Source organism: Candidatus Limousia pullorum, assembly GCF_057405065.1.
The window spans coordinates 2,533,219-2,556,932 of sequence record NZ_CM171614.1 but is presented as its reverse complement, the minus strand read 5'-3'; the positions used below and the strand labels follow the sequence as shown (position 1 = coordinate 2,556,932).

Sequence of the window (23,714 nt, the reverse complement as noted above, 5' to 3'; positions counted from 1 at the left end):
ATTCTGCAAAACAAAAAACACCACGGTATAAACTGTGGTGTTTTTTGTTTATCTTAGTCTTTTTCAGAAAAATAAAATCATCATACTTTTTTAGATTATGCGCAGAAAATACGGCTTTCAACCTTTTTTCTGACTTCTTCCTTTGAAATGTGCAAAACAACTGCAAATTCACCGTATACAATATTTTCCGCATTTCGAAGAAAGTCCATGTCCATCTGACTGAATTTTTTATGATTTTCTTTTGCGTCCTCAAATTTGCCGTTAAGTGATTTAATAAGCAAAAGTATATTTATGCAGTTGCATGACTTGATAATTGCTTTATACTTTTCGGCAAGCTCTCTTTTGTTTCTGCAATTAAGTCCCTCTGTCTTTTTATGAGAAACGGTTTCTATGCAGTCTTCAACTTCACTTGGAGAAATAAGATTGCGTATAAACACATTTGTATCAACAGGGGAATAGATTTTCTCGCCCTCTTTTCCAAAGAGAGGTGAGAGTGTGTAATAAAGCTTGTCTGTAGCAAGACCGTCTGATACCGATAAATGTCCTACACTTTCAACACGGCAAACGCCTTTTGTTCCGTAAATAATGATATCTCCCGCACTGTACATTTTTATCGCCTCCAATTACTTTGATTTAGAGAGAGCAATAAATTTTAATTTTAAAATATTGTTCTTTCGTATCTCTATATTAGTATTTTAACATATTTAAAAGAAAAAAGTCAAAGGCAAAAGTACACAAATTGTAAATTTGTGTACTTTTGCGCAGGCGATAGGGGAGATTTTTGGAATTTTTATATAGTTATAAATTTTTAGAAGTAAAAAAGATTATTTTAAATCTTCTTCAAAGCAGGCGTAAACCTCAGGCATTTTTCTTTTGTGAAGATTTCTCAGATGATATCTGTTTATAGTTTCCACATCCTCGGGTTCTCCTTTGCCTTCGGTGATGTATTTGTCAATGGCTTTGTAGGTGACGCCCATTTCTTTTTCGTCTGTCTGACCCTCAAAAAGACCTGCTGAAGGTGCTTTTTCGATGATTGAAGAAGGAGCGTTCAGGTATCTTAAAAACTCAAAAACTTCTGTTGCAGTCAAATCTGCGATAGGGTTAAAGTCGTATGCGCCGTCGCCCCATTTTGTAAAATAGCCCATGTAAGCTTCGCTTCTGTTGCCGGTTCCGGCAACAATTCTATTTTCAGAGGCGGCAATGGTGTAGAGAGTTATCATTCTAAGACGAGGAGCTATGTTTGCTGAAGCGGCGTCGGTAATGGTTGTTACATTTTCCAAAACCCCAAGCTCTTTGTTTTTAACATCGGTAAGGTCAACAACCCTTGTTTCTATGTTGAACTGCTGGCTCAGCTCTTTGCCGTCGTCCATGTCTTCGCCGAAGTTTCTCTGTGAACAGCAGGGCATGATAATTCCAACTGTGTTTTCGCAGGCGGCTTTGCAGAGAATGCCCACAAGTGCGCTGTCCTTGCCTCCGCTGTTTCCGAAAACAATACCTGTTGCCTTTGTTTTTTCAAGCATATTTTTGATAAATTCAACTCTGTTTTTAAATTCAAGTTCATAGTTACGCATAATAATACCTCCCGTTTGACTGTATAATTGACAGTACTTTATTTGTTTAAACATAAATGTTTTTATATGCGCTCACTGAGTTTTTTGGAATAGTCAGAAACCGCTTTGTATTCGTCCTTTGTCTTTGTGGGATATTTTCCGCCGAAACAGGCTGTGCAGTAGCAGTTTGTGTTTTTGCTTCCGTTAAGATAGGTGACATATTCCGGATTTAAAAAACCGAGGCTGTCTGCACCAATCATTTTGGCTATTTCCTCAACTGTGTGATGGTTGGCAATAAGATTTTCCTTTGAGTCCACATCGGTTCCGTAATAGCATGGATTTATGAAAGGCGGTGCGGAAACTCGCATGTGAATTTCCAATGCGCCGGCTTCACGGAGAAGCTCAACAATCCTGCGTGATGTGGTTCCTCTGACGATTGAGTCGTCTATAAGAACAACCCTTTTTCCTTTTACCACAGAGGGGATAGGGTTTAATTTAATGTGAACCTTGTCCTCACGGGATTCCTGACCCGGTGAAATAAAGGTTCTTCCGATGTATTTATTTTTTACAAGTCCTATTCCGTAGGGAATACCGGACTTCCTTGCATAACCTATGGCGGCGTCAATTCCCGAATCGGGAACACCGATAACTATATCTGCGTCAACGCTGTGTTCAAGTGCAAGAAAAATTCCCGACCTGATTCTTGCCTCGTGTACTGAATATCCGTCAATAACGGAATCCGGTCTGGCAAAATAGATGTATTCAAAAATACATTTTGAATGTTTTTCCTTGCCGCAGTGGTCTTTAATTGAAGAAACACCGTTTTTGTCTATTACCAGAATTTCGCCCGGCTCAACATCACGGATAAGCCTTGCTCCCACTGCGTCAAGAGCGCAGCTTTCTGAAGCCACAATATATCTTCCGTCAGGGGTAATTCCGTAGCAAAGAGGTCTGAAACCCTTTGGGTCTCTGACGGCTATAAGCTTTGAGGGCGACATAATAACAAGGGAATAAGCGCCCACCAGCTTGTCCATGGCTCGGTTTATAGCTTCTTCAATGGAAGCGGCGGTAAGCCTTTCCTTTATAATAAGGTAAGAGATAACCTCTGTGTCGCTGGTCATGTGGAAAATTGCTCCGTTTAATTCCAGCTCCTCTTTAAGGGTATCTGTGTTTACAAGATTTCCGTTGTGAGCTAATGCAAGCCTTCCTTTAATATGGTTTACAACTATGGGCTGTGCGTTTATTCTGTCGCTGTCCCCTGTGGTGCTGTATCTCACGTGACCTATAGCCATGTTTCCGTTTCCCAAGTCCTGTAAAACCTGAGGTGTGAAAACATCGTTTACAATTCCTGTGTCCTTGTAGGTTCTGAAAATGCCGTCATCGTTTACAACTATTCCGCAGCTCTCCTGTCCTCTGTGCTGTAGTGCAAAAAGACCATAGTAGACAGTGGAGGCGACAGCTGTAGGTTTGTTTGAATAAACGGCAAAAACACCGCATTCCTCATGTATTTCTGAAGAAAAATCCATGTATATACTCAGCTCCTTGATTACTCTTTATCCAGTTCATCTATAATTTCCAGCGCAATAACTTTTTTTCTTACACATCTGTCCATTGCGTTTTTCTCAATATATCTGTGGGCGTCAGGCTCGCTCATTTTCTTCTTGTCAACCAAAAGCCATTTAGCCCTGTTCAAAATTCTTACCTCTTTCATTTTTTCCTGCAAGTCGGAGTTTTTTTCATAGAGATTTTTAAGCTTAGCCCTTGTGGCGATAATAAGCCTTAATGACTGTGAAAAAAGCTGGGGAGAAACAGGCCTTGACATTGTTAAAACTCCCGCCGACTCAACCTTATATGAAACAGCTTCATAATTTTCGCTTTTTACAAATAAAAGAACTCCTGTGCCGCTGTTGTTTGCCACATCGAGGGCAAACTGAGTTCCGAATTCATCGGAAAGAGGGGTATTTATAAGAAGAATATCTATGGGAATATCCGAGAGAATTCTCCTCGCTTCTCCTGCGCTGCTGCCGACAAATATCTGAGAAAACTGATTTTTTTGTAAAAGACTTTTGATTGATTCGCAGGTTTTTGGGGAAGAGGATACGACCAATGCGTTCATCGGTTCAGGTCCGGCAAACAAAACTATCACTCCTTCATTTTTGTCTTTGCAAACTGCTTAGTTTCAGATATAGTCAAATTCAAAATAGCAGGCGGGAAGAATCCTTTTAAGCCAGCTGCTGCTCTTTGCGATTGATACCGCCTGGTCTAAAGAATAGGGCAGAGCTTTAAGCTTGTCGGTAACCGCTTTTTCCGCAGTGAAAAGATTTATATTTTCCGGTATACCCGGCTTGAGATTTCTTCTTATTCCGTCAAGTCCGGCATTTATAAGTAATGTATATGCGATATATGGGTTTGTCATTGGGTCTGGAGAGCGCAGCTCAATTCTTCTGTACTCGCCGTGAGCCGCAGGAATCCTGATAAGCTGGGAACGGTTTTCCGGTGACCATGTGATGTATTTAGGAGCTTTTTTCTCACCTAAACGGAGATATGAGTCCTTGCATGGGTTTAAAAATGCTGACATTTCTTCCACATGCTCCAAAACTCCTGCCATAAAGCTTTCCCAGTAATCGTTGTTGTCATCACTTCTTATAGACATATTTATATGCATACCGTTTCCGCTTTTGTCCTTTAATGGCTTTGGTGAAAAGTCGGCGTAAAGACCGTTGCCCATGGCGATAGCTTCAACCACGGATTTAAAGGTTGTTGCATTGTCGGCGGCGGTGAGAGCGTCGCTGTAACGAAAATCTATTTCATTTTGACCCGGGCCTTCCTCGTGATGAGAGCTTTCCGGTTTTATTCCCATGTCAAGGAGAGTAAAGCAGATTTCTCTTCTCACATTTTCGCCCTTGTCCAGAGGGGCAATGTCCATGTATCCGGCTTTGTCAAATGGGGTGTCGGTGGGGTTTCCTTTTTCGTCGGTATGGAAAAGATAAAACTCAAATTCTGCGCCGAAGTAGCAGTCAATGCCCATTTCCTTGGCTGCTTTTATTGATTTTTTCAAAATATATCTGCTGTCCTTTTCAAAAGGAGTTCCGTCAGGGTAGGAGATATCGCAGAACATTCTGATAACCCTGCCGCTTTGGGGACGCCATGGGAGAATTGCAAGTGTTGACGGGTCGGGGTGAAGAAATAAATCGGATTTTACTTCATCTCCGAAACCGTTTATTGCAGAAGCGTCGAAAGAAATTCCGTGAGAAAAAGCTCTGTCAAGCTCGTCGGGCATAATGGCAATATTTTTTTGTACTCCGTTTTTGTCGCAGAAAGCCAGTCTTATAAACTTTACATCCTCTTCCTGCACAAATGTTTTTACTTCTTCTAATGAATACATTGCATAAACCTCCGTATTTAAGGAAAATAAGTAAATAATTTTCTTCCCGCTGTCAACAATACAATTATTATTGTTTGTATCAGCGATAAACCTGTAAAAAGAAAACGCTCATAAAAAAAGGGCATAAAAACCCCTTTGTATGAACGCCTTTGCTCAACTTTTATTATTACTATTATACATCCGGCAATAGAAATGTCAAGAATTATTCTGTTATATGCAGGATTAAAAAGGAAATTATTCATAATTATTATTTTTATATTGACAAACAGGGGATAATGGAGTAAAATATGCAAAGTGAAACGGCAAAGGTGTCGCAGATAGTATCTGTATACCTGTGCCGTTTTTTGTTTTTTAAAAGTAAAATTACAAAGTATCTAAGAAAAATGCACGAGAAATGAGGTTGTTATTATGGCAAAAACCGGTCAGACTCTTTACGACTCACGTTTTGAACATGATGCCTGCGGTATCGGTGCGGTTGTAAATATAAAAGGAAAAGCGTCACACAAAATAGTTGACGACGCTTTAAAGATTGTTGAAAGACTGGAACACAGAGCCGGCAAGGACGCATCCGGAGAAACAGGAGACGGCGTCGGCATTATGGTCAATGTTTCCCATAGCTTCTTTCAGCCTGAATGTAAAAGCCTTGGAATAAATCTTCCGGAAAAGGGAGATTACGGAGTGGGAATGTTTTTCTTCCCACAGGAAAAGCTCGAGAGAAATCAGGCTAAAAAGATGTTCGAGGTAATCGCAGTCAAGGAAGGCTTGGAGTTTTTGGGCTGGAGAGAGGTTCCCGTATGTCCGGAGATTCTCGGAAACAGAGCAAGAGACTGTATGCCTTTTATTATGCAGTGCTTTATCAAACGCCCTGAAAACACAAAAAGAGGTATTGAGTTTGACAGACGCCTTTATATTGTGAGAAGGGTTTTTGAACAGAGCAACGACAACACATATGTGGTTTCACTTTCCTCAAGAACTGTAGTTTATAAGGGAATGTTCCTTGTAAATCAGTTAAGACTTTTCTATCCCGATTTGCAGAGGGAGGAGTATCAGTCCGCTATAGCAATGGTTCACTCAAGATTTTCCACAAACACAAACCCAAGCTGGGAAAGAGCACATCCAAACAGATTTATTCTCCACAACGGAGAAATCAATACAATAAGAGGCAACGTGGACAGAATGCTGGCTCGTGAGGAAACAATGTTTTCACCGGTTATGCCGGAAGAGGACATGGACAAAATTTTCCCTGTTGTAAACGCCTGCGGTTCTGACTCTGCAATGCTTGACAATACAATAGAATTCCTTGTAATGAACGGTGTAGAGCTTCCGTTGGCTATGATGATGACAATTCCGGAGCCTTGGAGCAAAGACCAGATGATGAGCAGAAGCAAAAGGGATTTGTACTGCTACTACTCAACAATGATGGAGCCTTGGGACGGCCCTGCCTCAATTCTTTTCTCCGACGGTGAAAAGGTTGGCGCAATCCTTGACAGAAACGGTTTAAGACCATCAAGATATTATATTACCGAGGATGACGAGCTTATTTTGGCTTCCGAGGTTGGAGTTCTTGATATCCCGGAGGAAAAAATTCTTTTGAAATCACGTTTGCAGCCGGGTAAAATGCTTTTGGTTGACACAAAAGAGGGCAGACTTATTTCCGACGACGAGTGCAAGGAGTATTACGCCCAGAGAAATCCATACGGCGAATGGATTGACATGCATCTTGTGCGCCTTGAGGATTTGCCTATTCCAAATAAAAGAGTTGAAAACTACAGCCAGCAGGTGAGAGACAGACTTTATAAAGCTTTCGGTTACACCTATGAGGACATCAAAAACATGGTTCTTCCAATGGCTAAAGACGGAATTGAGCCAACATCCTCTATGGGTATCGACACACCTCTTGCAGTGCTTTCTGACAAGCACCAGCTTCTTTTCAATTACTTCAAACAGCTTTTCGCACAGGTTACAAACCCGCCCATAGACGCTATCAGAGAGGAAATCGTAACCGATACCACCGTTTACGTTGGTTCAGACGGAAACCTTTTGGAGGAAAAGCCTGAAAACTGCACGGTTGTAAGCATTAAAAATCCAATCCTTACAGCCGTTGACCTTATGAAAATAAGAAGCATGAACAAGCCGGGCTTTAAGGTGGCAACTTTGTCACTGCTTTACTATAAAAATACTTCCCTTGAAAAGGCTTTGGATCATCTTTTCATAGCCTGTGACAGAGCCTATAAAAACGGTGCAAATATTATGATTTTGTCCGACAGGGGAGTTGACGAAAATCATGTTGCTATACCGTCACTTTTGGCAGTATCCGCAATGGAGCAGTATCTTGTAAGAACAAAAAAGAGAACTGCAATTTCCATTATTCTCGAAAGCGCAGAGCCGAGAAATGTTCATCACTTTGCCGCTTTGCTGGGTTACGGCGCAAGAGCTATAAACCCATACCTTGCCCATGAGAGCATTACCGAGTGTATAGAAAAGGGAATGCTCGATAAGGATTATCATACAGCTATAAGGGATTACAACCTTGCAGTGCTTCACGGAGTTGTAAAGGTTGCCGCAAAGATGGGTATTTCTACCTTGCAGTCCTACCAGTCCTCACAGATTTTTGAAGCTGTGGGAATTGAGAAAAGTGTTATAGATAAGTACTTTACCAACACAGTAAGTCGTGTGGGCGGTATCGGTCTTAAAGATATAGAGGACGATGTGGAGTACAGACACAACCACGCCTTTGACCCATTGGGACTTGGCGTTGACACAACCTTGGATAGCCTTGGACTTCATAAGTTCAGAGGCGGCAGTGACACAGAGGAACACCTCTACAGTGCAGAAACAATAATTGCCCTGAGAGAAGCCGCAATGACAGGAAATTACGAGAAGTTTAAAGATTATACAGATAAAATCGATAACACTGAAACACCATTTAATCTCAGAGGTCTTATGGAGTTTAACTTCCCTGAAAACGGAGAAATCTCAATAGATGAGGTTGAGCCGGTTTCTGAGATTGTAAAGAGATTTAAAACAGGCGCAATGTCCTACGGTTCTATTTCTAAGGAAGCCCACGAGTGTATGGCAATAGCCATGAACATGCTGAAAGGCAAATCAAATTCCGGCGAGGGCGGCGAAGAACCTGAAAGACTTGGAACAGAGCGTTCAAGCGCAATTAAGCAGGTTGCCTCAGGACGTTTCGGCGTTACCAGCGAATATCTGGTAAGCGCAAAGGAAATACAGATTAAAATGGCACAGGGCGCAAAGCCGGGCGAGGGCGGACACCTTCCGGGCAAAAAGGTTTATCCATGGATTGCAAAGACAAGATATTCAACCCCTGGCGTGTCCCTTATCTCACCTCCTCCTCACCATGATATTTATTCCATCGAGGACTTGGCTCAGCTTATTTACGACCTTAAAAACGCCAACAGAAAGGCGAGAATTTCCGTAAAGCTTGTTTCTGAGACAGGTGTAGGAACAATCGCCGCAGGTGTTGCAAAGGCAGGCGCACAGGTTGTGCTTATCTCCGGCTATGACGGAGGAACAGGTGCAGCTCCTCAGACTTCAATTCACAATGCAGGACTTCCTTGGGAGCTTGGTTTGGCAGAAGCACACCAGACACTTATCCAGAACGGCTTGAGAACAAAGGTTGTCCTTGAAGCCGACGGAAAGCTTATGAGCGGAAGAGATGTTGCCATTGCCGCAATTTTGGGCGCAGAGGAATTTGGTTTCGCTACAGCTCCTCTTATCACAATGGGATGTCTTATGATGAGAGTCTGCAACAAAGACACCTGTCCTGTGGGAATTGCCACACAGAATCCTGAGCTTAGAAAGCGTTTCTGCGGCAAGCCTGAGTATGTTGTAAACTTTATGACCTTTATCGCAGAAGAGCTGAGAGAGCTTATGGCAAAGCTTGGAGTGAGAAAGGTAGATGAGCTTGTGGGACGCACAGACCTTATAAAGGTAAAGGAGAACATGAGCAGTGAAAAATCCAGAAAGATTGATTTGTCCGCAATCCTTTACAAGGGCGAGGAAAACGCTGTGCATTTCAACCCGGAAGATGTTTACGACTTTAAGCTTGAGGAAACATTGGACGAAAGCGTTATTTGCAAGAAGTTCAAAAGATCAATTAAAAACGGAAATCCCGATAAAATAGATATAAAGGTAACAAGTATCAACAGAACCTTGGGAAGCATCTTCGGTTCTGAGATTACAGAAAAGTATAAGAACACATTGCCTGACGACACATATGTTGTAAACTGTCACGGCGGCGGAGGTCAGTCCTTCGGAGCATTTATTCCAAAGGGACTTACAATGGTGCTCGAGGGCGACAGCAACGACTATTTCGGAAAGGGACTTTCCGGCGGAAAGCTTGTTGTAAAGCCTCCAAAGGAGAGCAAGTTTAAGGCAGAGGAAAATATTATTATAGGAAACGTAGCTCTTTACGGAGCAACAAGCGGCGAAGCATATATAAATGGTATAGCCGGCGAAAGATTCTGCGTAAGAAATTCAGGAGCTTTTGCGGTTGTAGAGGGCGTGGGCGACCACGGCTGTGAGTATATGACAGGCGGCAGAGCGGTAATTTTAGGTAAAACCGGTAAAAACTTTGCAGCAGGTATGAGCGGCGGTATCGCTTATGTGCTTGATGAGGACCATACACTTTATCTCAAGCTCAACAAAGAGATGGTTTCAATGACAGCCGTTAAGGAAAAGCACGATATTGCAGAGCTTAAAACCCTTATTGAAAATCACGTAAGGGAAACAGGCTCAAGTATCGGCAAGAAGATTTTGGATGATTACGAGGGATATCTTCCTAAGTTTAAAAAGATTATTCCAAATGATTACAGTAAAATGATGAAAGCAATAGGAAAAATGGAAGAAAAGGGAATGTCAAGAGAACAGGCAGAGATTGAGGCATTCTATTCCATAGCAAACAACTGAGGAGGGATATTATGGGAAAGCCAACAGGATTTTTAGAGTTTGAAAGAAAGAATAATTCCACACGCAGTCCCCTTGAGAGAATAAAGGATTTCTCTGAGTTCCATCCTCAGCTTTCAAAAGAGGACAGAGAACAGCAGGGCGCAAGATGCATGAACTGCGGCGTGCCCTTCTGTCAGTCGGGAATGATGCTGGAAAGCGGTTTCACAGGCTGTCCGCTCCACAACCTTATACCGGAGTGGAACGACGAGATATACAGCCACAACTGGGAAAACGCATTGTCAAGACTGCTCAAAACAAACAATTTTCCGGAATTTACCGGAAGAGTTTGTCCGGCTCTCTGTGAAGCCGCCTGCACCTGCGGACTTGATTCAGACCCTGTAACAATCCGTGAAAACGAATTGGCAATTATTGAAAACGGCTACAAGCAGGGATATATCAAGCCAAGAATTCCAAAGGTTAGAACAGATAAAAGGGTAGCCGTTATCGGTTCAGGCCCTGCGGGACTTACCGTTGCAGATATGCTTAACCAAAGAGGTCACAATGTCACAGTATATGAAAAAGAGGACAGAGTGGGCGGACTTCTGATGTACGGTATTCCGAATATGAAGCTTGACAAAAAAATAGTAAACAGAAAAGCAAGACTTATGGCTCACGAGGGTATAAGATTTATTGTAAATACCGATGTGGGCAGAGATGTTTCCGTCCAGGAGCTCATGGATAATTACGACGCAATTGTGCTGTGCTGCGGAGCAAAACAGCCAAGAACACTGAATGTTTCCGGAATGGATGCAAACGGTGTATACTTTGCGGTGGACTTTTTGACTTCTGTTACAAAAAGCCTTTTAAACTCCAATTTGCAGGATAAAAAATGTGTAAGTGCATCAGGCAAAAATGTCGTAGTTGTAGGCGGCGGTGACACAGGCAACGACTGTGTGGGAACCTGTATCCGTCAGGGCTGTAACAGCGTTGTACAGCTTGAAATGATGGAGCCACTTCCAAAAACAAGAAGCAAAAATAATCCATGGCCTCAGTGGCCTAAGGTTTTGAAAACCGATTACGGCCAGGAGGAAGCTATAGCAGTTTTCGGAAAGGACCCGAGAGTTTACTGCACCACAGTTAAAAACATCATAGCCGACGAGAGCAATAATATAAAGCAGATTGTCACAGTAGAGCTTAAATGGGAAAGAAATCCGGAAACAGGCAGATTTTCACCGGTTGAGATTGAGGGAAGCGAAAAGGTTTTGGACTGCGATTTGCTTTTAATTGCCGCAGGCTTTACAGGCTGTGAGGAATATGTTTCACAGGAATTTGAAGTTGAAACAACGGAAAGAAACTGCATTAAAACAGGAAAAGGTTCCTATAAAACCGAAAACCCGAAGGTGTTCGCCGCAGGTGACGTAAGAAAAGGACAGTCACTTGTAGTATGGGCGATAGCCGAAGGCAGAGAGTGCGCCAAAGAGGTTGACCGCTGTCTTATGGGTTACTCAAATATGATTTGATGATTGATTATAGATTTAGAGAAAACAGGGGAAGCAACAATTCCTCTGTTTTTTCTTGCGTAAATTTGTTTTGTAAGCTATAATAAAAAACATTACAAATTTATTGGGGTGTTGATAATGAAAAAGGCAAAGGTTTTTTGGAAGATTATGAAATACACAAAGGCGGACAAAATAATTTTCGGATATCTTTTGTTTTTTGTTGCGGCGGCGTTTGTTATCTGGCTGTTCGAGCCGGAGATAACCAGAATTTGGGACAGCCTTTGGTATTGCTATGTTACATCAACCACAATAGGCTTCGGAGATTTTGTGGCTGTGACAATAGTGGGAAGAATAGCTTCAATAGCCTTGAGCATTTACAGTATAATAGTAATAGCCTTGGTTCCCGGAATTGTAGTTAGCTATTTTCTGGAGTACACAAAGGTTAGAACAGACGAGAGTATGCTTCTTATTACAGATAAGCTTGAAAACCTGGATAAGCTGTCAAAAGAGGAGCTAAAGGAGCTTTCTACCAAAATAAAAAAATTCAGAAAGAACAGAGGAAACGAAGCTAAATAAATATGTAGAAAAATCGGGTATTGTTTAATATCCGATTTTCTTATACATCGGCATAAAAACGGGAAAAATAAAACAACTTGCTAAATTTATCCTTATATTGTAAAATATAAATAGAAATATAAAGAAGGAGTAACAGACATGGCTGTACTGAGTGTTCATAATCTGGAAATGAGTTTTTCTGAAAGGGTCTTGTTTTCCCAGGTTAGTTTTGATATTGAAGCTTCCGACAAGGTGGGTTTTATCGGTGTAAACGGAGTGGGAAAGACCACACTGTTTAAAATTCTTTGCGGTAAAATGGAGCAGACCGGAGGAGACTTCTTTACATCCAAAAATCTCAAAATAGGATATATGGAACAGCATGCCTGTTCAAATTCGGAAAATACGGTTTATAACGAGCTTTTAAGCGTGTTTCCTCACCTTATAAGAATGGAAGAGGAGATAGACAGACTCAATCTTGATTTGGAAATGGGCAGGTCAGATGAGAAAACTATTATGCGTCATACTGAACTTTCGGAACAGTTTGCGGCTATGGACGGACTTGTTTATAAAAGCCGAACAGCCTCAGCTCTCACAGGCTTGGGATTTAAGCAGGAAGATTTTAATATGCCTGTAAAAAAGCTCAGCGGAGGACAGCGTTCAAAATTAAGCCTTGCAAAGCTTCTGCTTTCCGGTTCTGACATAATACTTCTTGACGAGCCTACAAACCATTTGGATATAAATTCTGTAGGCTGGCTTGAAAGCTTTATAAGGGACTTTAAGGGAGCGGCGATTATAATAAGCCACGACAGATATTTCCTTGATACGGTTACAAATAAGACAATGGAGCTTGAACACGAAAAGCTCCAGATGTACAAAGGAAACTACACCGAGTTTATAAGAAAAAAGGAAGAGGCAAAAAAGGCCGCTGAAAATAAATACAAAAAAGACATGGCGGAAATAAAGAGAATAGAGGGAATCATCGAACAGCAGAAAAGATGGAACCGTGAGAAAAATATAAAAACCGCCGAAAGCAAACAGAAAGAAATAGACCGCATAAAGGAAAACCTTGTTGTACCTGAAAGCGAACTGGAAAACATAAAGTTCAAGTTTCAGCCAAACACTGAAAGCGGAAACGACGTTTTGATGTGCGAGGGAGTTTCAAAGACCTTTGGAGAAAAGAAGATTTTTGAAAATGTGAACATGCACATAAGAAAAGGAGAAAAGGTATTTATTGTGGGCAGCAACGGCTGCGGCAAGACCACACTTTTCAGAATAATAATGGGAACCGTGCCTGCGGACAGGGGAGAAATAGATTTCGGAGCAAAGGTTGAAACGGAATATTTCGACCAGATGCAGGAAAACCTAAATATGGAAAAGACCGCAATGGATGAAATATGGGACGAATATCCTAAAATGACCCAGACACAGGTTAGAACCTCCTTGGGGGCTTTCCTTTTCAAAGGCGACGAGGTATTCAAGCCCATAAATCAGATGAGCGGCGGCGAGAGAGCCAGAGTTTCACTTTTAAAGCTTATGCTGGGAGGAGGAAACTTCCTGCTTTTGGACGAACCTACCAACCATTTGGATACAACCTCAAGAGAGGCGCTGGAAGAGTCCTTGAAGTCTTATGAGGGCACAATGCTTATCATAAGCCACGACAGATATTTTATAAACAAGCTTGCAGACAGGATTTTAGAGTTAAAGCCCGAGGGCATGACGGAGTATCTTGGAAACTATGATTATTACATGGAAAAACGCCTTGAGAAATCCGGACAGGACAGCGGCAAAACTCATACAGAAACAAAAAAATCCACAGGTGCTATAGATTATAAAATGAAAAAGGAAATGCAGGCACAGGAAAGAAAACGCCGTTCCATGCTAAAAAAGACGGAACAGGAAATAGAGGAAACCGAGCTTGAAATGGAAAAGGTAAATGAACAGCTTGCAGACCCTCAGGTAACAAGCGACTATCAAAAGCTTATAGAGCTTTCCGGAAAGCTTGAGGAGCTGAAAGCAAAGCAGGAACAGCTGTACGAGCAGTGGGCGGAGCTCAGCGACTGATTATTTGTGTTTTGTGCATTTTATAACTTATTGGCTTTGAGTTTACTGCATGTGTGTTTCTAAGGTGAATTGAAAATACAATACAAAAGGATAATTTACCAAAATAAGTGAAATAATGGGATTTTCTATTGTAAAAAAAAAGAATTGCAAAAAAAACGTCGAAATGTTAATATGTTAGTGTAAGCAAGTATAATAATAAAGTGTAATAAAAAGGGTAGGAAATGGAGGAATGACGATGTTTTGTCATAAATGCGGCAGAGAACTCAACGACGATGTTTCCAGATGTCCTTTTTGTAATGCAGATACTTCCGCATATTTAAAAGATGATGACAGCTCACTTCGTGAAATTTTAAGACTAAGTGAAGAATTGAACGAAGAAAGCGACACTGCCACAGACTCCTCTGGGGTTGAGATTGATACAGACGGCGAAGGTTTTACCGAACCTTTGACACAGCCTCTGGATACTCCAGACGATGAGGAAGAGGAATGGCATGACTGTTCTGTTACAGAGAGTTTAGAGGAAGATGCTCATCAGCTCAGAAAAGAGTTTGACACAAGCGACGGTTTCTATATTCCTAAAGTAGCAGCCATTAAAGCGGGAATTTTGCCCAGTGAAGAGGAGCAGACAGAAGTTCTTCAGGAGGAAACTGCTGAAGTTGTTGATGACAGCCAGGAAGAAATTCAGGAAGAACCGGAACAGCAGGAAGATATTCAAGAGATTGAAACTATCGACGCTGAGGAAGAACCGGAAGAAGAGGAATATGTTGATGAGACAGAGGAATTTATCAGCAACTATGTTCCCATAAATGAAATACCGGAGGAAGAGCCGGAAGAAGAAAGAGAAATCGACGAAGATATAGATTACGAAGACGGATTTGTAGCAAGCTATGATGATGGATTTACAGATAACGGCTACAGCGAAGAAAGAGTTCCTGAAGAAGAATTCTACGATGAAGAGTTTGAAGAAATCGAAGAGGAAGAACCTGAAAAGCCGAAAAAGAAAAGCGGTTCAAAAAAGAGATATGTAGTTATCCCTGTTTTGATAGTAATAGTAGCTGCGGCAGGATGGTTTGGACTTTCAGAGTTTGTTATAAATTCCTCAGCCAGCGAAGCTATATCGGCCTTTGCAGATAAGAAATACGACACAGCGGCGAGCATTTATAATGAAAGCGTAAAAAATTCACCTATACAGATGTGGATTTTTGAGGGCAAAATGAACTCCTATATAGATCAAGTTTTAAATGAACATCGTGATAAGGTGTTAAGCTATGATGAAGCTAAAATTGCTTTGAACAGCGTTATTGCCCTTGATGACGACAGATTTATCGAAAAGGCAAAAGAAGCCCTTGAAACTATAGAGGCTTTGGAAGAGTCAAGAGCGGCTTATGCGGCAGGACAGAAGTATTTCACAAACGGTGATTATATTGCCGCTGCAAAGGAATTTGACAAGGTAATTGAAAGCGACCCTGACTACAGCAAGGCGGTTGCGTCAAGAGACCGTTCATATGAAAAGTATAAGGAAGAAATTCTTTCAAGAACCAGCGGATGTGAAACAGTTGATGAATACAGAGCGGCTATTGAACTTCTCAATGAAGCAGTTGAAAATCTTCCTAATGATACAGAGTTAAAGACAAGACTCGACAACTGTAAAGAGGGTCTGGAAGAGGCAGTTATTTCAGAAACAGTTGAAAGCGCAAATTCTCTTATAGATTCAGGAAACTATAAGGATGCATTGAGTTTGATTGATGAAACTCTGAAAGAGTATCCGGACAACAGCACACTTTTGAATCTCAAGTCAAGCTGTACAGACAGTTATATTTCATCTTCGGTATCTCAGGCACAGCAGCTTGTAGCTTCTGAAAAATATATGGACGCTATTGACCTTATAGATTCAATGCTTGCCCAGTTCCCGGACAACGAAACACTTACAAATTGCAGAAACGAATGTGTTAACGCATATGTAAACGCAGCAGTAAGCAGTGCCGATGAGTTTATGGATGCAGGAAATTATGAAACTGCCCTTACTGTAATAAACAAGGCATTGAATGATTTGCCGGACAATTCAACGCTTCTCAATAAGAAAGAAGAAATTGAAACCAATATGCCGGTGAGCCTTATGGAAGAGTGTCCGCCAACTGACGGCACAAACCTCAAGACCTTTACAAACAGCTCAACCAGCAGCTTCAAAATTGACGGCAAAACCTACCGTGAAGGCTTTACCCTTTACAGTTCAAACGGTTGGTTTGCAAGCGGAAACGGTGTAGCTAATATGAAAATAGGCGGCGGCTATTCAAGACTTACTTTCAATGTGGGTAAGGTTGACGGAGGAAAAGATGTAAACGGTGTTCTCAATGTTTATGTTGATAACGAGCTTGTGGACACAATCACAATTTCCAGTGACAGCGGTTTGCAGTCCTTTGAAATACCATTAAATTACGGTTCAAACCTTAAATTTGAACTTTCCCCAGAAAGCGGAAGCTCAACGCCGACTTACGGATTTACAAACCTTACTTTGTACAAGTAATTAAAAAACGGGATGCGGATTATCCGTGTCCCGTTAATTTTTTCATTTAAAAAGTCAAAAAATATATTAAAATAGCTTGCAATTTTTTTATCTGTATGATATAATAATCAACGTCTTATGGGGGCGTAGCTCACCTGGGAGAGCGCTTGAATGGCATTCAAGAGGTAGTCGGTTCGATCCCGATCGTCTCCACCAAGAAAAAAGGACTTCGTTTTGAAGTCCTTTTTCTTTTGCCTATTTTTCAAACATGGTTTTTTGTTTTGCTTTTAAAAATATAATGCTGATAATAAATGCGCACAATTCGGCGAATGGTATAGACAGCCACAAACCGTCGATTCCTAATATGGCCATCATAAGATAAAGACCGGCTATGATAAATAAAAAGGTTCTTGAAAAAGAAACAATAGCGGAGGTTAAGCCGTCTGAAAGTGCGGTAAAAAACGCCGATGTGAATATATTAAAGCCTGAAAAGATAAATCCCACAGAAAACAGCATCATTCCGTGCTTTATAAGCTCGTGTACATTTTGATTGTTTTCGGAAAACAAACTTGCCAGCGGATTGCTCATGGAAAACGCCAGTACAAAGGACAACACCGATGTGGCTAAAACAAACTTATAGCAAATTCTTTTCAGTTTATTGAGATATGCGCAGTTTCCTGCCCCGTAGTGATAGCTTAGAATAGGTGCAACTCCCACGGAAAATCCCAGATACAGCGCAGTCAAAAGAAACTGACTGTACAAAACAGCTGTAATAGCCGCAACACCGTCGTTTCCCAGGTGTTTCATCATTGTGATGTTAAAAAGCATTGTGGTGATGCTTGTGGAAAGGTTTGTGACCATTTCAGAAGAGCCGTTTGTACAGCTTTTTAATAAGGCTTTAAAGTCTGCCTGCGGAAGAGAGAAGCAAAGGCCATTTCTGTTTTTAAGGAAAAATATCACTCCGCCTATTGCAGGAATAAAATATCCTGCCGCAGTGGCAAGGGCGGCTCCTGAAATACCGCTGTTGAAATGAGCCATAAAAACATAGTCTAAAATCATATTTGAAATACCTGCGGAAACAGTTAAAATCAGACCCAAAGCAGGTTTTCCTGCGGCAACAAAAAAGCTTTGAAAAAGTATTTGAAGAGTAAGCACGGGAGCAAACACCAAAAGAACCGACAAATAGCTTTTGCATAAGGGCATAAGTGTTTCACTGCATCCCAAAAAGGTGAGAAGTGGTTCTAAAAAAATAAAACTGACAACTGCTAAAGCCGCAGTGACCACAAGAGCTGACAAGGTAATAAAAGCAAAGAGCCTGTTAGCTTTTTTGGAATTTCCTTCACCAAGCTGGATTGATACAACTGCGCATCCGCCTGTAGAAAACATAATGCTTATGGCATAAAAAAGACTTAACAGGGGATAGCATATGTTTATTGCCGACAGTGCGTCGGTGCCTACAAGGTTAGAAACAAAAATTCCGTCCACTATTGTGTAAAGAGATGTAAATACCATCATTGCAATGGACGGAGCAGAAAATCTGAGCAGAGATTTTAAATCAAACTCCTTTGCAAGACTGTTATTCATGTCAATACCTCCGACAATTTATTTGATTTTTCTCTTTGCAGATGATATTATAAAGTATAGGGTAACACAATAGTCAATAGGTGATTTGATGAAAAATAAAAAAGTATACTTTACAACAGGTGAATTTGCAGCCCTTTGCAATGTAGGAAAGGATACGCTTTATCATTACGATAAGGTGGGAGTTTTTTCACCTCAGTACATAGGCGAAAACGGGTACAGATATTACCATGCAATGCAATACGATACTTTTCTTGTGATAGATGCGCTCTGTGATTTGGGAATGACCTTAAAGGATATAAAGGAATATTTAAACAACAGAAGCCCCGAAAATTTTGCAGATCTTATGGAACGTCAGATGCCTGTTATAGACGAAAAAATTAGAAAGCTTGAGAATATAAAGAAAATCTTCATAGAAAAGAAAACCAATATAGCCTCTTTTGAAGAAAAAAGAGGAGTGGTGTTTGAAACATATCAGGAAGAGGACGAGGAGTATTTCTGTTCGGAAGAGCTGGGTTCCTTTGACGATGTGGAAATGGTTACGAAGATATCACGTCTTATAGATAAAAACCTGCTTACGGCAACATACAACACAGTGGGTTTTGTAAGCGAGCCGGTTTTTTCTGAAAATGAAATCAGATTTGAAAACAGCAGATTTTATCTTAAACCCATAAACAGAGCTTTTCACACAGGTTCCGAAAAGCTTGTAAAGAAAAAAGGAAAATACCTTTCCGTGTATCACACAGGCGGTTATGAAAAAATAGAAAAATCATACAGTATATTATATAATTATTCTCATGAGAATGGTTTGGTGTTAGAAAAAGAATTTTTTGAAGAGGAAACCGTGGATTTACTGGCGGTAAAAACATATAAGGAAACAGTGGTGAGAATTTCGGTAAAAGTTTTGGAATAAAAATAAATATTGACTTTTTATTTCTAAACTGATAACATTTGATTATAATATTAAGATTTAAGGAGGGTTTATTGAATGATAGACTTTGAAAACGGCGACGTGTTTAAGCTTAGAAAAGTCAAAGATGAAAAGGTAGACAATAATATCTTGACTTTGCTTGTACCAAAGGAAGAGATAATAGGAGTTTATAAAAGCGTCCGTGACTATGTAGTATTTACAAACAGAAGATTTATCTCTGTAAATATTCAGGGGGTAACAGGAAAGAGAAGAGATTACACAATAATGCCTTACAGTAAAATATCTGTTTTTTCAATAGAAACCTCCGGTGTTCTTGATATAGACAGCGAATTGCAGCTGTTTTTCAGCGGAGTGGGAAAGGTTACATTTGAATTTACCGGAAACTCTGACATAGTTGAAATAGGACAGATGATAAGCAGACATATGCTTTGATACAAAAAAGACACGGTTTATTCCGTGTCTTTTTCTTTATGAGTCAAAAAGAAATGCGGCTGAAAACAGCCGCACGAATTATCATATTATTTAATTAAACTATAGACAGAACGATTGTAATTCCTGTGTCAGGGTCTGTAGCTGTAAGTGTATTTTGAGCATTATCGTATGTATACTGAGTTTCAACTCCGTCAAAGGTTGTTGTTAAAGAGGAGTTGCCGTCAAACACATATGTGCCGCTGTTTTCCTGATCGCCCATTGAAGCTGTAACTGTGCCGTCATCGTTAAACACATACTTGGCCTCGCTTGAAGATACAAAGGAGTTGTAATCCTCTGAGCCTTCTTCAAAACCCTGAGCGATTGCCGCCTGAGACACATATTCCTCGTAGGTCATTTCAGTACCTTCTGAATCGGTAACGGTCTTTGGAGAATATGTACCTGTGAAAGAAGCGGAGTCAGCGTTGCTTTCGGAAATATTCTCTGCTGTTTTATCTTCGGTTGTATCGGTTGTAGAAGCTTCGGTTGAAGTGATTTCTGTAGTGTTTTCTGTAGTTTCTGTATCATTGCCTGAGCAGCCGGTGAAAGCGAACATAGCGATAGCGCAAGCACAGAGAACTGCAAAAATTTTCTTAGCCTTCATAATAATTACCTCTCTTTAAATTTAGTTTGAATTTGTTTTTGTGGCAAACACTTATACATATGTAAAAAAGCAGTGTTTAATCACAGGGTGGATTATATCATCTGAAAACATGGCAGTCAATTAAGTTGTGGCTAAATGCATTTTGATGTGGCGAAACACTTGTATACGACAAATAAACATAATTTTCTCAAAGGCTTTCAAAAAATAAAATCTGTTAATTTTGTTTTATTTTTTAATAAAATACTGTACGTTTTTGGATATTTATGATATAATAAAAAACAAAAACGGAGGAGATAATTATGCTTCAAGCGGGAATGAAAGCACCTGATTTTACTTTAAGCGATAAAGACGGAAACATGGTTTCACTGTCAGATTTTATGGGCAAAAAGGTAGTAGTTTATTTTTATCCAAAGGACAACACACCGGGATGTACAAGACAGGCATGCGCCTTTGCTTCATCATATGATAAATATACCGAAAACGGGATTGCCGTTATAGGAATAAGCAAGGACAGTGTAAAATCTCACGGAAACTTTGCATTGAAGCACAGTCTGCCTTTTATTCTTTTAAGCGACCCTGAGCTTTCCGCCATAAAAGCATACGATGTATGGAAGGAAAAGAAGCTCTACGGAAAAGTTTCCATGGGTGTTGTCAGAACAACTTATCTTATAGATGAGAAAGGTGAAATCGAAAAGGTTTGGGAAAAAGTAAAACCTGACAACAACGCCACAGAAATTCTTGCATATTTGGGAATAGAATAAATTATAATAGATTATCCTTGCGGTTTTAATGCTGCTGTTGGGAGTGACATAATTTGAAAATTGAAAGACTGTATTTTACTGTTGAATCACCCTGCGACGGGCTTCCCCTTTCGGCTATAATGACAAAGCCGGAAAATCCAAAAGCACTGGTGCAGATTTCTCACGGAATGTGCGAACACAAAGAGCGTTATCTGCCCTTTATACGCTTTCTCAACGAAAACGGTTTTGCCTGTATAATACATGACCACAGAGGACACGGAAAAAGTGTCCGTGGATATGACGACCTTGGTTATTTTTATGAAAACGGAGCGGACTCTTTGGTTGAAGATATCCACGCCGTGACAGAATACGGAAAAAATTCTCTGCCCGGTTTTAAGGTTTTTCTTTTGGGTCACAGTATGGGTTCTTTGGGCGCAAGATGTTACCTGAAAGAATATGATAAGGAACTGTCGGGTCTGTTTGTATGCGGCAGTCCAAGCAATAACCCCTGGGGAAGATTCGGTAATATGTTTGACGATTATCTCATAAAAGCACACGGAGATCACGGAAGAAGTGTTGTTGTAAATAATGTGTTTGTAAATGCCCTTCAAAGGAATTTCAGAAAGGATAACATTCCGAATTCCTGGATTTGCAGTGATTTGGATGTTGTGCATGAGTATAACGAAGACCCTCTTTGCAATTTTTCCTTTACCTTTAACGGATACAAGGCATTGCTTGAACTGCTTTCAAAAACATATTCTAATGATGGCTGGAAAGTTCAAAATCCTCATTTGCCAATACGCTTTTTGTCCGGCAGAAACGACCCGTGTATGGTAAACGAAAAGCTTTTCATCTCATCCATTGAACATCTGAAAGCCATGGGATATGAAAATATTACATACAGAATATTTGAAGATATGCGCCATGAGATAATCAACGAAAAGGGAAAAGAAGCTGTTTACAGTGATATTCTCGATACGCTGAACCTGTGGCTGAATGAATAGGAGAACTTTAAATGACTGAAAGAGAAAAAATGCTCGCCGGTGAGTTTTACGACGGCTCAGATCAAGAACTTTTGGAAATGTGGCATAGAGGAAAGAACCTGGTAAGAAAATACAATAATACCGATTCAGAGAAAAGAGAAGAAAAACTTAGTATATTAAAAGAGTTGCTGGGTGGTTTTGGTTCTAATCTATGGATTACATCTCCTTTCTATGTGGATTACGGAAACAATATTTTCTTTGGTAATAACTGCGAAGTCAATATGAACTGCACGTTCCTCGATGATAATAAAATAATTATAGGAGATAATGTGCTTATAGCTCCAAACGTACAGCTTTATACCGCTTTTCATCCGTTAAGCGCAAAAGAACGCTTCGGCGAGATGAAAAACGACGGTTCTGTTGAGTTTTGCAAAACCCAGACGGCGCCTATTGTTATAGGAAATAACGTGTGGATTGGCGGAGGAGCTATTGTTCTTCCGGGAGTGACAATAGGTGATAATGTTGTAATCGGCGCAGGCAGCGTCGTTACAAAGGATATACCGAATAATGTCATAGCATACGGAAATCCTTGCAGAGTTGTAAAGGAAAATAAGTGATATCCGTGCAATAATATATTAACCGCTAATATGAAAAACTTGGTAATGAAAAACAAATAAAAATATAAAAGATTTTAGAAAAGCTGATGATTATTTTCATCGGCTTTTTTCATTTTAAAAGAAAATAATACTAAGAGACAATTTCCTTTTCTATTTGATTTAAAAAGGGAAAAATATAATTGAAAGAAGGTGATTAAAATTTTTAATAACGAAAAAATTAAGGATGCGAGAAAACTAATTGCTGCCATGTACCTTGTAATAGCTTTTTCATTTTTTCCTGTTTTTTATCCAATGGAAAATCAGGCTGACCCGGTGGGAAAAAATGTAATAGCCGAGGAAACATCCTCAAGACAAGTGATTCTTGGAGGAGATGCTTTCGGAATTAAGCTTTATTCAAAAGGGGTGATGGTGGTTGAAATATCAGAGGTTGAAACCGACTCAGGCAAGAAATCTCCGGCAAAGGAAGCCGGAATACAGGAAAGCGACATTATAACCTATGCAAACTCCCAAAAGCTTCAGTCCAATGAACAGCTGTCGGAAATTATTTCCCGGTCGGATGAAAACGGTATAGCTTTGCAGATACAGCGTGGAGATGAAGAATTTGAAACAACACTGTATCCGGTAAAGGACAGCCAAGGTATAACACGTGCCGGAATGTGGATAAGGGACAGCGCCGCAGGACTGGGAACTATAACCTATTATGATACGGAAAACTCATCCTTTGGTTCATTGGGTCACGGTATCTGCGACAACGACACAGAGGAGATAATACCTGTAGAAAAAGGTCAGATTATGTCAGCCACAATAACCGACGCTGAAAAATCCGTAAAAGGAGAAGCCGGAGGGCTTAAAGGCTATTTTAATTCCGACATAATAGGCGAGGCCGCAGTAAACTGTGAACTTGGACTTTACGGAATATGCGAGATAGACCCCACATATAACAGACAGGCAATAGAGATTGCAGGTAAGGAAGAGGTACAGCAGGGACAAGCTCAGATTTACTGCACCATAGAGGGAACAACTCCCCAATACTATGACGTATATATTGAAAAGGTAAACTCCGGTGATGAAAAGACCAAAAACATGGTTATAAAAATAACAGATAAAGAGCTTTTGGAAAAGACCGGAGGAATAGTTCAGGGAATGAGCGGCAGTCCAATTATTCAAAACGGGAAGCTTGTGGGCGCAGTAACCCATGTGTTTGTCAACCAGCCGGAAAAAGGCTATGGAATATTTATAGAAAACATGCTTAAAATATCCGATGAAGTAAATCAGTAAAAAAAGTTTCCGTGGAGAGTCTGCGGAAACTTTTTTATGTTAATAAAA

The 23,714-nt window shown here is 40.4% G+C and carries 18 protein-coding genes and 1 tRNA gene; 12 read left to right on the top strand and 7 right to left on the bottom strand.

Annotated elements, in window-relative coordinates; all coding sequences use genetic code 11:
• Window positions 1-95: 95 nt before the first annotated feature.
• The 5 genes from CGICJO_RS11965 to CGICJO_RS11945 all read right to left on the bottom strand — a co-directional run bounded on the left by CGICJO_RS11965 (window position 96) and on the right by CGICJO_RS11945 (window position 4,935).
• The gene (locus CGICJO_RS11965; protein ID WP_087376022.1) at window positions 96-608 is read right to left on the bottom strand and encodes a CarD family transcriptional regulator; all 513 of its coding nucleotides are present in this window, start codon (window positions 606-608) and stop codon (window positions 96-98) included.
• Window positions 609-824: 216 nt separating this feature from the next.
• Window positions 825-1,571: an NAD(+) synthase gene (gene nadE, locus CGICJO_RS11960; protein ID WP_087376023.1), complete on the bottom strand. Its 747-nt coding sequence runs from the start codon at window positions 1,569-1,571 to the stop codon at window positions 825-827.
• A gap of 62 nt (window positions 1,572-1,633) precedes the next feature.
• Window positions 1,634-3,076 (bottom strand): amidophosphoribosyltransferase, encoded by a 1,443-nt coding sequence (gene purF, locus CGICJO_RS11955; protein WP_486499070.1) that lies wholly within the window; start codon window positions 3,074-3,076, stop codon window positions 1,634-1,636.
• A gap of 20 nt (window positions 3,077-3,096) precedes the next feature.
• A complete protein-coding gene (locus tag CGICJO_RS11950) occupies window positions 3,097-3,687 on the bottom strand; it encodes an ANTAR domain-containing response regulator (RefSeq protein ID WP_087376025.1) in 591 nt (196 codons plus the stop codon).
• A gap of 42 nt (window positions 3,688-3,729) precedes the next feature.
• Window positions 3,730-4,935, bottom strand: a complete 1,206-nt coding sequence (locus CGICJO_RS11945) for a glutamine synthetase family protein (RefSeq protein ID WP_486499069.1) — start codon at window positions 4,933-4,935, stop codon at window positions 3,730-3,732.
• A 408-nt stretch (window positions 4,936-5,343) separates the two neighbouring features.
• Between CGICJO_RS11945 and gltB the strand changes: the two genes are divergently transcribed.
• From gltB to CGICJO_RS11915, 6 genes are all read left to right on the top strand, one after another.
• Window positions 5,344-9,867: a glutamate synthase large subunit gene (gene gltB, locus CGICJO_RS11940; protein WP_087376027.1), complete on the top strand. Its 4,524-nt coding sequence runs from the start codon at window positions 5,344-5,346 to the stop codon at window positions 9,865-9,867.
• 11 nt (window positions 9,868-9,878) lie between these two features.
• Window positions 9,879-11,366, top strand: a complete 1,488-nt coding sequence (locus CGICJO_RS11935) for a glutamate synthase subunit beta (protein WP_486499068.1) — start codon at window positions 9,879-9,881, stop codon at window positions 11,364-11,366.
• Between the two features lie 117 nt (window positions 11,367-11,483).
• The gene (locus CGICJO_RS11930) at window positions 11,484-11,921 is read left to right on the top strand and encodes a potassium channel family protein (RefSeq protein WP_087376029.1); all 438 of its coding nucleotides are present in this window, start codon (window positions 11,484-11,486) and stop codon (window positions 11,919-11,921) included.
• 138 nt (window positions 11,922-12,059) lie between these two features.
• Window positions 12,060-13,961: an ABC-F family ATP-binding cassette domain-containing protein gene (locus CGICJO_RS11925; RefSeq protein ID WP_486499067.1), complete on the top strand. Its 1,902-nt coding sequence runs from the start codon at window positions 12,060-12,062 to the stop codon at window positions 13,959-13,961.
• A 235-nt stretch (window positions 13,962-14,196) separates the two neighbouring features.
• Complete coding sequence (locus CGICJO_RS11920) at window positions 14,197-16,485, top strand: hypothetical protein (protein ID WP_486499066.1); 2,289 nt, start codon at window positions 14,197-14,199, stop codon at window positions 16,483-16,485.
• A gap of 119 nt (window positions 16,486-16,604) precedes the next feature.
• A tRNA-Ala gene (locus CGICJO_RS11915) sits at window positions 16,605-16,680 on the top strand.
• Window positions 16,681-16,719: 39 nt separating this feature from the next.
• On the opposite strand, the gene CGICJO_RS11910 is transcribed toward CGICJO_RS11915, so the two are convergent.
• Window positions 16,720-18,048: an MATE family efflux transporter gene (locus tag CGICJO_RS11910; protein ID WP_486499065.1), complete on the bottom strand. Its 1,329-nt coding sequence runs from the start codon at window positions 18,046-18,048 to the stop codon at window positions 16,720-16,722.
• Window positions 18,049-18,136: 88 nt separating this feature from the next.
• Between CGICJO_RS11910 and CGICJO_RS11905 the strand changes: the two genes are divergently transcribed.
• Both CGICJO_RS11905 and CGICJO_RS11900 read left to right on the top strand, forming a co-directional pair.
• Complete coding sequence (locus CGICJO_RS11905) at window positions 18,137-18,958, top strand: MerR family transcriptional regulator (protein ID WP_486499064.1); 822 nt, start codon at window positions 18,137-18,139, stop codon at window positions 18,956-18,958.
• A 75-nt stretch (window positions 18,959-19,033) separates the two neighbouring features.
• On the top strand, window positions 19,034-19,408 hold the full coding sequence (locus CGICJO_RS11900; RefSeq protein WP_486499063.1) for a PH domain-containing protein: 375 nt from the start codon (window positions 19,034-19,036) through the stop codon (window positions 19,406-19,408).
• A 94-nt stretch (window positions 19,409-19,502) separates the two neighbouring features.
• Here CGICJO_RS11900 and CGICJO_RS11895 read toward each other — a convergent pair whose 3' ends face one another.
• Complete coding sequence (locus CGICJO_RS11895) at window positions 19,503-20,048, bottom strand: hypothetical protein (protein ID WP_486499062.1); 546 nt, start codon at window positions 20,046-20,048, stop codon at window positions 19,503-19,505.
• 299 nt (window positions 20,049-20,347) lie between these two features.
• Between CGICJO_RS11895 and bcp the strand changes: the two genes are divergently transcribed.
• The 4 genes from bcp (at window position 20,348) to spoIVB (ending at window position 23,666) form a co-directional block, all read left to right on the top strand.
• Window positions 20,348-20,809, top strand: coding sequence for a thioredoxin-dependent thiol peroxidase (gene bcp, locus CGICJO_RS11890; protein ID WP_486499061.1), 462 nt, complete (start codon window positions 20,348-20,350; stop codon window positions 20,807-20,809).
• 53 nt (window positions 20,810-20,862) lie between these two features.
• Entirely contained in the window at window positions 20,863-21,792 is a 930-nt protein-coding gene (locus tag CGICJO_RS11885) for an alpha/beta hydrolase (protein WP_486499060.1), read from the top strand.
• An 11-nt stretch (window positions 21,793-21,803) separates the two neighbouring features.
• Window positions 21,804-22,388, top strand: coding sequence for a sugar O-acetyltransferase (locus tag CGICJO_RS11880; RefSeq protein ID WP_486499059.1), 585 nt, complete (start codon window positions 21,804-21,806; stop codon window positions 22,386-22,388).
• A gap of 189 nt (window positions 22,389-22,577) precedes the next feature.
• Window positions 22,578-23,666, top strand: coding sequence for a SpoIVB peptidase (gene spoIVB, locus CGICJO_RS11875; RefSeq protein ID WP_486499058.1), 1,089 nt, complete (start codon window positions 22,578-22,580; stop codon window positions 23,664-23,666).
• The last annotated feature ends 48 nt before the right edge of the window (window positions 23,667-23,714 follow it).

Bases quoted from the DNA above. Each gene is read 5' to 3' on its own strand.
- CGICJO_RS11965 (WP_087376022.1), bottom strand. From the start codon at position 608: ATGTACAGTGCGGGAGATATCATTATTTACGGAACAAAAGGCGTTTGC.
- nadE (WP_087376023.1), bottom strand. From the start codon at position 1,571: ATGCGTAACTATGAACTTGAATTTAAAAACAGAGTTGAATTTATCAAA.
- purF (WP_486499070.1), bottom strand. From the start codon at position 3,076: ATGGATTTTTCTTCAGAAATACATGAGGAATGCGGTGTTTTTGCCGTT.
- CGICJO_RS11945 (WP_486499069.1), bottom strand. From the start codon at position 4,935: ATGTATTCATTAGAAGAAGTAAAAACATTTGTGCAGGAAGAGGATGTA.
- gltB (WP_087376027.1), top strand. From the start codon at position 5,344: ATGGCAAAAACCGGTCAGACTCTTTACGACTCACGTTTTGAACATGAT.
- CGICJO_RS11935 (WP_486499068.1), top strand. From the start codon at position 9,879: ATGGGAAAGCCAACAGGATTTTTAGAGTTTGAAAGAAAGAATAATTCC.
- CGICJO_RS11930 (WP_087376029.1), top strand. From the start codon at position 11,484: ATGAAAAAGGCAAAGGTTTTTTGGAAGATTATGAAATACACAAAGGCG.
- CGICJO_RS11925 (WP_486499067.1), top strand. From the start codon at position 12,060: ATGGCTGTACTGAGTGTTCATAATCTGGAAATGAGTTTTTCTGAAAGG.
- CGICJO_RS11920 (WP_486499066.1), top strand. From the start codon at position 14,197: ATGTTTTGTCATAAATGCGGCAGAGAACTCAACGACGATGTTTCCAGA.
- CGICJO_RS11910 (WP_486499065.1), bottom strand. From the start codon at position 18,048: ATGAATAACAGTCTTGCAAAGGAGTTTGATTTAAAATCTCTGCTCAGA.
- CGICJO_RS11905 (WP_486499064.1), top strand. From the start codon at position 18,137: ATGAAAAATAAAAAAGTATACTTTACAACAGGTGAATTTGCAGCCCTT.
- CGICJO_RS11900 (WP_486499063.1), top strand. From the start codon at position 19,034: ATGATAGACTTTGAAAACGGCGACGTGTTTAAGCTTAGAAAAGTCAAA.
- CGICJO_RS11895 (WP_486499062.1), bottom strand. From the start codon at position 20,048: ATGAAGGCTAAGAAAATTTTTGCAGTTCTCTGTGCTTGCGCTATCGCT.
- bcp (WP_486499061.1), top strand. From the start codon at position 20,348: ATGCTTCAAGCGGGAATGAAAGCACCTGATTTTACTTTAAGCGATAAA.
- CGICJO_RS11880 (WP_486499059.1), top strand. From the start codon at position 21,804: ATGACTGAAAGAGAAAAAATGCTCGCCGGTGAGTTTTACGACGGCTCA.